At 40.5% G+C, this 12,718-nt stretch carries 10 protein-coding genes; 6 read left to right on the top strand and 4 right to left on the bottom strand.

All coding sequences use genetic code 11. The features are described from left to right. Window positions 1-72 precede the first annotated feature (72 nt). The gene (locus DFQ04_RS18365; RefSeq protein ID WP_166637318.1) at window positions 73-243 is read right to left on the bottom strand and encodes a hypothetical protein; all 171 of its coding nucleotides are present in this window, start codon (window positions 241-243) and stop codon (window positions 73-75) included. 64 nt (window positions 244-307) lie between these two features. Beyond that, window positions 308-2,773, bottom strand: coding sequence for a lamin tail domain-containing protein (locus tag DFQ04_RS15770; protein WP_166637317.1), 2,466 nt, complete (start codon window positions 2,771-2,773; stop codon window positions 308-310). Window positions 2,774-2,979: 206 nt separating this feature from the next. On the opposite strand from DFQ04_RS15770, the gene DFQ04_RS15765 reads away from it, so the two are divergent. Together DFQ04_RS15765 and DFQ04_RS15760 are read left to right on the top strand one after the other, a co-directional pair. Further along, window positions 2,980-3,972: an aspartate-semialdehyde dehydrogenase gene (locus DFQ04_RS15765; protein WP_133557637.1), complete on the top strand. Its 993-nt coding sequence runs from the start codon at window positions 2,980-2,982 to the stop codon at window positions 3,970-3,972. Next, window positions 3,972-5,156, top strand: a complete 1,185-nt coding sequence (locus DFQ04_RS15760) for a class I SAM-dependent methyltransferase (protein ID WP_133557635.1) — start codon at window positions 3,972-3,974, stop codon at window positions 5,154-5,156. The genes DFQ04_RS15765 and DFQ04_RS15760 overlap by 1 nt, the downstream gene beginning before the upstream one ends. Before the next feature lie 111 nt (window positions 5,157-5,267). On the opposite strand, the gene DFQ04_RS15755 is transcribed toward DFQ04_RS15760, so the two are convergent. Both DFQ04_RS15755 and carB read right to left on the bottom strand, forming a co-directional pair. After that, window positions 5,268-5,522, bottom strand: a complete 255-nt coding sequence (locus DFQ04_RS15755; RefSeq protein WP_133557633.1) for a DUF4834 family protein — start codon at window positions 5,520-5,522, stop codon at window positions 5,268-5,270. A gap of 25 nt (window positions 5,523-5,547) precedes the next feature. Further along, window positions 5,548-8,367, bottom strand: coding sequence for a carbamoyl-phosphate synthase large subunit (carB, locus tag DFQ04_RS15750; RefSeq protein ID WP_133557631.1), 2,820 nt, complete (start codon window positions 8,365-8,367; stop codon window positions 5,548-5,550). A 393-nt stretch (window positions 8,368-8,760) separates the two neighbouring features. Between carB and DFQ04_RS15745 the strand changes: the two genes are divergently transcribed. From DFQ04_RS15745 to DFQ04_RS15730, 4 genes are all read left to right on the top strand, one after another. Further along, window positions 8,761-9,441, top strand: coding sequence for a peptidoglycan DD-metalloendopeptidase family protein (locus DFQ04_RS15745; protein WP_133557629.1), 681 nt, complete (start codon window positions 8,761-8,763; stop codon window positions 9,439-9,441). A 69-nt stretch (window positions 9,442-9,510) separates the two neighbouring features. Then, window positions 9,511-10,878 (top strand): site-specific tyrosine recombinase/integron integrase, encoded by a 1,368-nt coding sequence (gene xerA / locus DFQ04_RS15740; protein ID WP_133557626.1) that lies wholly within the window; start codon window positions 9,511-9,513, stop codon window positions 10,876-10,878. A 229-nt stretch (window positions 10,879-11,107) separates the two neighbouring features. Beyond that, window positions 11,108-11,878, top strand: coding sequence for a lincosamide nucleotidyltransferase Lnu(I) (gene lnu(I), locus DFQ04_RS15735; protein WP_133557624.1), 771 nt, complete (start codon window positions 11,108-11,110; stop codon window positions 11,876-11,878). 169 nt (window positions 11,879-12,047) lie between these two features. Next, window positions 12,048-12,644, top strand: coding sequence for a hypothetical protein (locus DFQ04_RS15730; protein ID WP_133557622.1), 597 nt, complete (start codon window positions 12,048-12,050; stop codon window positions 12,642-12,644). Window positions 12,645-12,718 lie beyond the last annotated feature (74 nt).

Here is a 12,718-nt window from a genome sequence, read left to right as displayed (position 1 = left end):
ATTAGATTTTTATCGTCTAAAAATCAATAGTTTATAAAAAATTAAACTTAGCTCGATAAAAACAAAAAACTGTCAGGCGACGGCTTTTTCTTCATTTAGCATTTTTTCGAGTCTTTTTGACAAAACCAGATTTTCAGTTTGAATTCTGTAGCGCATCAACAAGTACTGTTGGACTTCCGGAAGACCTTTGCCTCCTTTAAGAACCACTTCCTGGAGAGCTTGGGTGATTAGATCTTTTTCCATGGCATTTTGGGGTTTGTATCAAAAGATACAAAAAATTGCTTTTCACCCCTAAAAAAATCTTAAATCATAGTCTGGTAGCCACAACAATTGTTTTTTTGATGACTAAGGTCTTTCCTCCTAAGTCCACCATTTCCACCAACAAAACATAGTACCCAGGTTTCACCCTTGCACCTTTGCTATCGACACCATTCCAAACAAATTGGCCCTCTGTACCCAATACCGCATTTTGACATAGGGTATAAATAAATTGACCTGAAGAGGAAACAATTCGGAAAGTTCCAATCCATCCAGGATCCTCAAATTGATACCGAATACTGGTAAAACTTGGACCAGAGCTTCCTTCCGGATCAAAAACCGGAGGATCAATTCGTATGGACTCTTCGAAGGCTTGCTCATCCAAGGCCTGTGAATTCTTCCTTCCAGGAGTTGCAAAGTCTTCATTCCCTGAGGCCGATTGCCAATTCTTGGGATCATTGACAGGAATTCCAGAATAAACTCTTTCCAAAGAAACTCCTTTGGAGTCCCGCAAAAGTGGATGATGAAGCTCCTCGGAATAAGTGAAATTCTCTTCCGCTTCCCCTGAAGAAGAAATCAAAACCACAGTACCCCCTGAAATGGGAAAGCTTGGCAAAGAAGCTAAATCAATAAATTTCCCGCTTTGGGATTTGGGATACCTTATTTTAAGTTTCTCCTGATCTGTGGTAATTGCCAAAAATCCTCTTGGAGGAATTACTAAATCCCTGTTTCCAAAAACTCTGACTTGGGCTACTTGACCTTGGTTATCCAGATTCCCTAAGGCCCAATTTTCAAGACTTAGGTAATTTTCACTTCGATTATGGATTTCAACAAACTTGGGGTCTCCTGAAATGGGATTAAACAATAACTCATTTAGTAAAATATCCCCCTTTTTAGGTTTTAAGGGCAACACCAATTCAATCGGGCCAAGAACTGAAATCGATTTTCCCCGGCAGTCCTGAAGTTCATTGATGCTAAGTTGAAATAGTTGATTGGGCAGGGCTTTTTCAGCCAATAAAACTTTTATCTTTTTTCCTTCTATTGAAAGACTTTCCAGATTCAAACTTGGACTGATCTGAATCTGATTAAGAGCTAGGGTATTGGAAAAAGGACCAGAAAAATTTATTTCAAAACTTAAAGAATCGAGAAAATAGGCAGAAGTAATTTTCAATTCTGGAAGTTGAAAATTCGGGTCAAATACGGAATTCTCAACCCCTGGTGTCCCCCTTTTTGGATCCTTGGAGCTCTTCAGAAATTCAGAATTAGTGCATAATAAATAAGGATCAGGGACTTCCAAACTATATCCTCCGCCTGCGAATTCACTACCTCCCCAACTTGAAGTTGAAAAGGAAATTCTATCGATTTCTAACCCTGAATCAGTTTTCATAATGACCTGGTCTCCTGAGTTCAAAAGTGTAGGCCAATTGGCCACTCCAAGCACTTCACCATACGCTGTGAAATTTTTCTCCTGGCCTTTTGGAACAAGAATTAGATATTTCTCGGGGCCCAGCCAATAGTTTTCCAAACGTGTAGAAGTTCTGGTATTAGATAAAATGAGTGAATCCAAGCGATACTCCTTTTCGGTGGGGTTGTATAGTTCTACATATTCCACATTAGGCAGGTCTTGATCTGCTCTTGGAGCCGGCATCAATTCATTGATCACTATGGATTTTTGGGAGAATAATCTTGGATCAAAAAACTTGAAATTGACGAGAGTGTCCTTAAGAATATTTCCGTCCAAATCAGGAATTTGAGTGATTTTTAAGCTGTAGACTTTTCCCTCTGTAAGGCTTTCTCCAAAAGAAAGGATGAAGGTTGAGTCATTTTGACTTTTGATTTTCTCCGGATTTTCCCCCTCTAATTCATACGCAGGTGGAAGCAATGAAAATACCGGATCAACCTTCTCGGAAAATCGAATAAGTAATTCTTGTGCCGAGTATCCCTTTACAGAAGCTATCTCTGGAGCAATGGTGTCCGGAATAAACTCTTCAAAAGCAAAATCATCCATAAGCCACCTTGCTGCACTACCAGTTCCGTTTCCATAGTTGACTTCCAGCCTTAGAATAATTTCTTCTTCTGATCCTAACTCCTCCGGAACTTCAAGAATAAACCTTCTGAAATCCTGATTCACATTGGGGAATTCAGAATTACTTCCCAGTTGAGTTTTGCCAGAAAACTCCCCATCCAAACCTTTACCCCAAGAATAAAACACCAAAGCTGGTCGATTGCCCGCTCCATTTTGCTGGGATCTAGCCCAAAAAACTACCTTTTTTGAAGGATTAGCCTCTAAATTCAAACGAATCCAAAGAACCCCATTGAATGTACTGATTGGCTGAATAGCCAAGGCTTTACTACCTCCCCTACCCAATCCTAAACTTTGGAAAATTCTCGAAGTCGTGGCCCGAACTTCATTTCCATACCATCCGGGTAAAAATTCATCAGGGTAAGAGGAAATTGAAAATTCTTTTTCGAAATCCTGGATTTGGGAAAAGGATTGAATCGTAAAAATTCCCATGCAAAAAATCACAAGGAATAGAGACGAACGATATCTCAAAAAAGTACCCAGCATATTTTTCAAAAAATTCTTACCTAAATATATAAAATATCAAAATCAGAAAGGAATCGTCTTAAAATTTTCGAGGTTTTTTTGCCTCATATTCCTGAAAATGAACTCCTAGTCCTTACTTTTGCAACCCAAAACATTCTAAACCTATACCTAAAATGAAACTGGCTGTAGTCGGTGCTACCGGACTGGTAGGTTCCGAAATCCTCGAGGTGCTCGCAGAGCACAATTTCCCTTATGACGAACTCCTATTGGTTGCTTCTGAGCGATCTGTAGGTAAACAGATCGAGTATAAGGGTAAAAAACATACAGTTATTGGCCTTGCCGATGCTGTTGCAGCCAAACCAGAAATTGCCATTTTCTCTGCTGGAGGAAGTACTTCTTTGGAATGGGCACCGAAATTTGCAGAAGTTGGAACAGTAGTTATTGACAATTCATCGGCTTGGAGAATGGACCCAAGCAAAAAATTGGTCGTTCCGGAAATCAATGCCAAAGAGCTAACCAAAGAAGATAAAATCATCGCAAACCCCAATTGCTCTACCATCCAGATGGTTTTGGCTTTAGAGCCCCTGAGACATCGCTATGGTATCAAGAGAATTGTGGTCTCTACTTATCAGTCCGTGACTGGTACTGGCAAGGCAGCCGTAGATCAAATGATGGCTGAGCGAGCCGGGGAAGCAAATCCACCAATGGTTTATCCTCATAAAATTGACATGAATGTTCTTCCTCATATCGATGTATTCCAACCTAATGGATACACCAAAGAGGAAATGAAGATGATCAACGAAACCAAGAAAATCTTCAGCGACAACTCTATCCAAGTGACTTCGACAACAGTTCGAATCCCAACTATGGGTGGACATTCAGAAGCAGTTAACGTAGAATTCAAGCAGGATTTTGATTTGGCAGAAGTTCGCTCCCTTTTGGAGGCTACGCCTGGAGTAATTGTACAGGATGACCCCACAAATTTCGTCTACCCAATGCCAATCAATGCGCACAAGAAAGACGAAGTGTTTGTAGGAAGATTGAGAAGAGACGAATCCCAGCCGAATACCTTGAATATGTGGATCGTGGCAGATAACCTGAGAAAGGGTGCTGCAACCAATGCAGTTCAAATCGCTGAATATCTTTTGGAAAATAAATTAGTCTAATGGATCTCAGCGAAATCAATACCGCTGAATTCCGTCAATTTGTGCAGGATCATCTCTCGGAAGATCCTGCACTTTTGCTTTTTAAATACCAAGGCAAAGCGCCTTTTGATCTCAAACAGGCTGTTCAGCAAATTTCGGCCAGACAAAAGGCAGGCAAAAAACTTCCCACTTGGGCAGCTAATCCTGAAATCATTTTTCCCGCTTCCATCTCTTTGGAGCAAAGCTCCAGCGAAGAAACCGCAAAATTCAAATCAGAAGGGGTATCAGGAAAATTTATGATTGACCTGACAGGAGGATTTGGAGTTGACTTTTATTATTTGAGTCAGGGATTCGAAAAAGGGATTTATTGCGAAAGGCAGCCTGAACTTTTCCAGATTTCCGCACACAATTTGGAAAAACTAAATCCTGGGAAATCTGAGTTTTTTGAGGGAGATGGATTGGATTTTCTAGCCAAAACAGATCTCCAATTTGACCTTATTTACGCCGATCCGGCCAGACGGGGAAGCGGCAACCAAAAGCTATACAAACTTCAGGATTGTGAACCGGATGTTGTCAGCGCTTGGGAATTGATGAAGAGCAAAAGCAATCAAATTTTGCTTAAAGTCTCTCCAATGCTCGATATCTCACAATCCTGGGCTGAGATTCCTGACATCCAGCAGGTGACCGTTCTTTCGTTCAAAAATGAGATTAAAGAGCTTCTACTCGGCTGGAAGAAAAATTCAAATGAAAAACGGAATATTCGAGTGCTCGATTTGGGTTCCGAGCATCCTGAGTTCACCTTCACTTTGGAGGAAGAAGCCAATTCCGAATCCACTTTTAGCGAAGCTGAAAAATACATCATTGAACCCCTCAGTGGAATTCTAAAAGCAGGTGCTTTTAAGTCTTTTGGTGAACGATTTGGTTTAAAGAAGCTAGAGAAAAATTCCCATCTGTATACCTCCATGGATCTAGGCCAAATTATACCGGGGCGAATATTTGAAATCATCAGAGAAATTCCTCCCAAAAAGCAGGAAATCAAAGCGCTCTTCCCTCAAGGAAAAGTCAATGTCATTTGCCGAAACTATAGCTCAGGGGCAGAGGAATTCAAAAAGAAATTCGGAATAAAAGATGGCGGAGAGGACTATCTGATCGGTACAAAAACCCTGAGTGGGTTTAAAGTTTTTTGGTGTAAGCGAGTCCAGTAGGCAGGAGGTAGTTGCAGCCAAAGTCAAAGCCGCTTTATCTAGTTGTAAAAGTCAGGCTGAGCGGAGTCGAAGCCAAGTTTCCTTCCATGATTAAATAAAAAAAGTGAAGGATTACTCCTTCACTTCTTCGTAGTCGATGTATTCACCTCCTTGGATATCCTTCCGCCTTTTCTCCTCCTGTTCGCGTGGGATAAAATCCACATTCACGTCTTTTTTTGATTGAGCTCTTTGCTGAGCCCGTTGTTGCTCCATAGCAGCCTCATTGACTTGCTTTGCAAATTGAGCCAGCTTGGATCGAAGAAAATAACGGATGAGTTGGCCTAAAAGCCAACCCACTCCAAGAAGTACAACAAGAAATTTAAGCACTGCTTTTTGATTTAATCGAACTGGATTACCTACTCAAATAGATGTTTCTCTCTGAGTAAATTTTCAAGAAGAAATCATCCATCAGGTCATCGATGAAGTAAATGGCTTCACCTGTAGATTTCATTTCAGGTCCCAATTCTTTGTTAACATTCGGGAATTTATGGAAGGAGAACACGGGTTCTTTGATCGCATAGCCCTTTTTCACAGGCTTGAAATCAAAGTCAGTTACCTTGTTTTCACCCAACATCACCTTTACGGCATAATTCACGTAAGGTTCCTGATAAGCCTTACAGATAAATGGAACAGTTCTCGAAGCTCTTGGGTTTGCCTCGATCACATAAACCTTGTCATTCTTGATTGCAAACTGGATGTTGATTAAGCCTACAGTTTTCAAAGCCAAGGCAATTCTTTCTGTATAGGTTTCGATCTGTCTGATCACATAGTCACCCAAATTGTATGGAGGAAGTACTGCATAGGAGTCACCTGAGTGAATACCTGCAGGCTCAATGTGCTGCATGATCCCGATGATGTAGACATTTTCCCCATCGCAAATCGCATCTGCTTCAGCCTCGATGGCTCCTTCCAAGAAGTGATCCAGAAGGATTTCATTGTTTGGAATGTCACGAAGTACATTGACCACATGCTCTTCCAATTCCTTCTCGTTGATCACAATCTTCATCCCCTGACCTCCTAAAACATAACTAGGACGAACCAGAAGTGGGAAGCCGATAGTTTTACAAAGCTCAAGTGCTTCGTCAGTATTGTGAATTGTACCAAACTCGGGGTAAGGCACATTATTTTCTTTCAGAAGTGTGGAAAACAATCCTCGGTCTTCTGCCAAATCCAGAGCTTCGAAGCTGGTTCCAATGATTTTGATTCCATACTTGGAAAGTTTTTCTGCCAATTTCAAAGCAGTCTGTCCACCAAGCTGCACGATAACTCCCACCGGATTTTCATGCAGGATAATCTCGTAGATATGCTCCCAGAAAACAGGTTCGAAGTAAAGCTTATCAGCCACATCCGGATCGGTAGACACTGTCTCTGGATTACAGTTGATCATGATGGTTTCATAGCCACATTCTTTGGCGGCCAAAACTCCATGCACGCAGGAGTAGTCGAATTCAATCCCTTGTCCAACTCGGTTTGGTCCCGAACCCAAAACCACAACCTTCTTTTTGTCAGTGCGAACGGATTCATTCTCTTCCCCAAAAGTGGAGTAATAGTATGGAGTCTGGGCTTCAAATTCGGCTGCACAAGTATCTACCAGCTTGTAAACGCGCTTGATGCCCATTTCCTCGTAGCGCTTGGTGAATACCTCACTTTCCAGACAGTCCAACAAATGAGCAATCTGACGATCTGCATAGCCCATTTTCTTGGCCTTGTCCATCACTTCAAATGGGATGGTATTGATTTTATATTTTTCGACTTCCGCCTCAAAATGAATCAAATCTTCGATTTGCTTGAGGAACCATTTGTCGATTTTAGTCAGGTCTTGGATGGTTCGGAAAGAAATTCCCAGCTTGAACGCATCGTAAACATGGAATAATCTGTTCCAGCTTGGATTAGCCAAGGAGTAAAGAATTTGAGCTTGATCTTTTAGCTCTTTTCCATCTGCTCCCAAGCCATTTCTCTTGATTTCAAGAGACTGACAAGCTTTTTGCAAAGCTTCCTGGAAGTTGCGGCCAATGCCCATCACTTCTCCTACTGCCTTCATGGAAAGTCCCAATCGGCGGTCAGAACCTTTAAACTTGTCAAAGTTCCAACGAGGGATCTTAACGATCACGTAGTCAATAGAAGGCTCAAAGTAAGCTGAGGTAGTTCCTGTAATTGAGTTGGACAATTCGTCCAAATTGTATCCAATGGCCAATTTTGCAGCCACTTTGGCAATCGGATAACCAGTTGCCTTGGAAGCCAAGGCCGAGGAACGGGATACCCTTGGGTTGATTTCGATACCGATGATAGTCTGGTTGTCAGGACTAACGGCAAACTGCACGTTACATCCACCGGCAAAATTCCCGATGGAGTTCATCATCGTGATCGCATAATTTCTCATGCGCTGATACACCGTGTCTGGAAGGGTCATCGCAGGAGCAACTGTAATCGAATCACCCGTGTGAACCCCCATTGGGTCAAAATTCTCGATGGAACAGATCACGATCATGTTCCCGATATTGTCACGCATGACTTCCAGCTCGTATTCTTTCCAGCCTAGGATACTTTGCTCGATCAGGACCTCGTGAACCGGTGAAGCCTGAAGGCCTGCGCTTAGGTATTTTTCAAAATCTTCTGCCTTTTCTACAAAAGCACCACCTGCACCACCCAAGGTATAGGAAGCTCTGATGATCAAAGGAAAACCGATTTCTTGAGCGATTTCTTTACCTTGAAGAAAGGAAGTAGCAGTTGCACCTTTACAGACATCTACCCCGATTTTCTCCATCAAAGCCTTGAATTTTTCCCGGTTTTCAGCGGTATCAATGGCATCGATATCTACACCGATCATTTTTACTCCGAAATTTTTCCAAATCCCTGCTTTTTCGCAGTCAATAGCCAAGTTGAGGGCTGTTTGTCCACCCATGGTTGGGAGTACGGCATCGATGTCCGGATGCTCTGTCAAAATCTTCTTGATGGATTTCTTTTCCAGTGGGAGCAAATACACGTTGTCTGCGGTCACTGGGTCAGTCATAATCGTGGCCGGATTGGAATTGATCAAAGTAACTTTGATGCCTTCTTCACGAAGAGACCTGGAGGCCTGGGAGCCAGAATAGTCAAATTCGCAAGCTTGACCGATGACGATGGGACCTGAACCGATGAGGAGAACGTGCTTGATGCTACTGTCTTTAGGCATTAGAGAGGTGGGTTGAAGAAAATTTTACTTAAGTCCAAATTGGGGCAAAATTAGAAAAATTATCCGAAGGGGGAAGGGAAAAGTCCGGAAGTTTGGCGGATGGGGGGTAAGGAGGTCTGGATAAGGGAAGCTGGAAGACCGAAGAAGGATCGTCCGATGTAGGGTGTCCGATGAGCAAGAAGTAGGAAGCTGAAAGACGGGAGACAGAATCGGGAAAGTTAAAAACAAAGTCGCGTTCTTTAGCTACCAAAGGCTAACTATCTCAAACAGCGATTGAAGTTTAAATAGAGGTCGTAATTCGTAAATCGTAATTCGTAATTGGAAAGAAACTGAAGCTGGAATTCTGCTGGAAAAATAATCCATGGATACTATCGAAATCCCTATTTTCACCCAATGAATTGGAAGAATTTGAAGCCATCGCCACTTTTCGGAGAAAGTCTAAACTCTGGAAATACGCTTAAACTTGATTTTTCACCCCTTAATTCAAGTTTGGATCAAGTGGATTTAGGAAATACTGCAGCCTTTTCATCCTTTGTTTTTGGGCAACTGGAGCGAGCCGGAAAAACCTACGGCATCGGGGGCTACTTGGAAAAGCGGGCTATCTATAGACGAAGTGAGGTTTTTGCCACTGCTGAAGCAGACTTTAGAAATATCCATCTGGGAGTGGATATCTGGACAATGGCCGAAATCCCAATTTTTGCTCCACTTTCCGGTAAAATCCACAGTTTCCAGAATAATGAAGGTTTTGGGAATTACGGGCCGACGATCATTTTGGAACATGAGGTGGAAGGGAAAAAACTTTATTCTCTTTTTGGACATCTCTGTCTCACCGACTTGGATTCCTTAGCAATTGGACAAGAGGTAAAAGCAGGGGAATTACTTTGCCATGTGGGCCCATTTCCTGAAAATGGAGACTGGCCTCCTCACCTGCACTTTCAGCTGATGTGGGATTTGGGCGGAAACTGGGGAGATTATCCCGGTGTAGCGGCAGAAAAGGATTTGGAGTTTTATAAGGAGAATTGCCCTGATCCGAATTGGATAGTCAGATTTGACTCAAAAAACAAAAGCAGATAACCCAAATTGCATTTGGGAGTTTTCCAAAAGTCAACGATATTTCTAATAGATTTTTAAGTTTTGATTTTTATGAACTCCCAATTGATTTCCATTTTAGTGACGGAAAGAAAGATTTTTCTCAAAATGCCCAAAAAAGAGGCAGATGTGGATTTCGTGAAAAAGCTCAGGTATAGTAGATGGAATAAAGAGCACTTTCATTGGGAAATTCCAAATTATCCCGGAAATCTGGAAAAAATAAAACACCACTTTGGTGAACGAATTACGGAAATTGAAGAAAATCTGTCAACCAACCTTATTACTTTAGAAACTGACAACCCCGAAAAAGGGGAAGTATATTTGATTAAGGAAAAAGGAAGACTCAAACTCCGCTTCCAGTTCCAAGAGGAATTAATCAAGGCAGTCAAACAAATTCCATTTTATCGCTGGGATACGACTCTGAAAGAATGGTCCTTTCCCTATTTGCCGAAATATGAGCAAGAAATCCGACTGAGGATTGCTGATTTGGGCCTTAAGTTGATTTTTATTCAAAAGGCAGAATTAAGCTCCGATAAACGAGAAAAACTGAATTCCCAAACATTTACTAAAACTTGTCCAGCTGAGTTTATTCAAAAACTTCAAGAGCGACGCTATAGTCCACAAACCATTAAAACCTATTCCGCCTTATTTACCGAATTCATAAATTTTTTCCCAGATCAGGAAGTGGATGACCTCACCGAAAAAGACATCATGGTCTTTACAACTCATTTAGTGGTAAACAGAAAAGTATCCTCTTCCTATCAAAACCAATCGATCAATGCTATTAAATTCTATTATGAAAAAGTAAAGGGAGGCCAGAGGAAATATTACCACATTGACCGACCTCAACGCGAAAAAATCCTTCCCGAAGTATGTAGTGAAGAGGAAATAGTCAGTATCTTAAAGCTCACTGAAAATTTAAAACACAGAGCCATTTTGACTACTATTTACTCAGCAGGACTCCGGATCAGTGAGCTAATCAATTTGAAAATCAAGGACATCGATTCCAATCGGATGCAAATCCGAGTAGAGCAATCCAAAGGAAAAAAGGATAGATATACCTTACTTTCTCCAAAAACTTTGAAAATACTTAGGGAATACATCAAAGTTTACAAACCCATTTACTATTTATTTGAAGGTCAAGGAAGTACTAAGGACAATCCAATTCCTTATGCATCGAGGAGTATCCAAGCAACATTGAAAGTATCTGCCAAAAAGGCGGGGGTCAGCAAAAAAATAAGTGTACATACACTTCGACACTCTTTTGCCACACACCTGTTGGAGCACGGAACTGATTTAAGATATATCCAAAGTTTATTGGGGCACGAAAGCAGTAAAACCACTGAAATCTATACCCATGTGACTACCAAGGGTTTTGATCAAATCAAAAGTCCTTTAGACCAACTGGATTTAGATGATTAAAAACTAATTCAAAAATACCCGCAACTAACTTCGCAAGGCTTCCAAATAAGCATGCTTTACGCAGTAAATTGCGCATATACAAACGTTGGCGGTAATTTGAAGAAACAATTAACAACGAAAAACATTCAAGAAAATGAAGCTATAAGTAACTGTAAGATAGAATAAGAATTGAAATATCCTTTAATACGCAAAGTAGAAAGGGCGATTGTTAATATTAAAAAATTAGAAAATGACACAGTTACAAATGATTGACAAAACAAAGTCAATAGCTCAAAATGATAAAAATATTTCTGCCGTATTTATGTACGGGTCATTTACCAAAAATGAAGGGGACAAATATTCAGATATTGAATTCTACATCTTCTTGAAGGATAAAGAAAATTTTTCCGCTGAAAATTGGGTAAGCCAAATTCATCCTTTGGCATTATATTTTACCAACGAGTATGGAAGTGAAGTTGCCATTTTTGAAAATATGATAAGGGGGGAGTTTCATTTTTTGACAAACGACCAAATGGAAGTTATCAAATCGTGGGACGGTTTGGTAGAGTTTAGCGACTTTGACAAGATGATTTTAGTAGATAAAGAAGATTTATTGACTAACACGCTCAAAGAAATAAAAACTAAAGTACCTGATCGAACAACAAATGAAAATATCCTGTGGTTGAGCCAATCATTGTTGAATGTTTTACTTACAACAAGCAACTTAATTAAACGACAGGAATTTGCTCACGCTTACCAAAGCTTATCAAATGTTCAAAAATATTTACTTTGGTTAATAAGAATTGAAACATACCAAACCAAACATTGGGAAAGTCCAACAAAAAGCTTGGAAAAAGACATAGACCCAGATTGGTATTCGTTATTTCAGGAGACAACATCAGAATTAGATCCGACAGATATTAAAACAGCTTTCATGAAGACATTAACATTGACTGAAAAACTTTTTGATAATCTTGGAGTTGAAGCAAAATTAAAGGGGGTATTAAGGAGAATTGAATAAAAAAAACTACCGCCAACATTGTATAAGCGTAATGCGGGCTGAACTGCTAAATTTGAGCATTTTTGCTCCTAAGAAACTTTGTGGTGGGCGGACAGTGAATTGCTCCGAAATCCCGCACTACGCTTATACTTGACCGTTAGCGGCCACTATAGAGAACCTCACGCACCAGATGAAAATTAAGAAGTCAACAATTCTCATACTTATTTTGATTACTATACAGTCATGCAAATACAGGTTCGATAATAAAGACTTTTCGATAATTAACACCTACAAAGTTGGCGACACTTTAGTTTTTCGTAGTGACAAAGGTTTATTTGATTCAATTGAAATTATTGACAAACAACTAAGATTTAATGGGGCGAGTGAAGGCTATTCAGGGAACCCGGAGACCTGCTATATTTTATATAAAACCATTCCACCAGGTAAACCTGAACTTGTCGGATTTGGAGGATCACAAGGAAATGTTTATAGTAACGAAAAATATTTGCTATCTGCTGTTAAGTGGGACAAAAATAAACTTGCTACAATTGAAATAAAGTTTGGAGGTTTTGATGGCAAACTTCCACATGAAAAAAGTATAATCACTGACGATGTATATGGAACTTACTACGACATAACTCATTTCTGTATTAACTGCATTGGTGTGGATTCAACAGAAGTGGTAAAACTTAAATGGAAACCAGGTGTAGGTATAATTTGGTATCAAAGAAAAGACAGTAGTACATATACTTTGGTAACAAAAAATAATTCGACTAGTGGCCGCTAACACCAGCTTGCCGCCAGCCTAGTTGCATTAAATTCGAAGCATCATAAATTTAGACGGCCAGGCGGCAAGCCCTG

Source organism: Algoriphagus boseongensis, assembly GCF_004362805.1.
In the GTDB taxonomy this organism is placed as follows: Bacteria; Bacteroidota; Bacteroidia; order Cytophagales; family Cyclobacteriaceae; genus Algoriphagus; species Algoriphagus boseongensis.
Note: the sequence above shows the minus strand (reverse complement) of the source record. Positions and strands in the feature narration are given on the sequence as shown.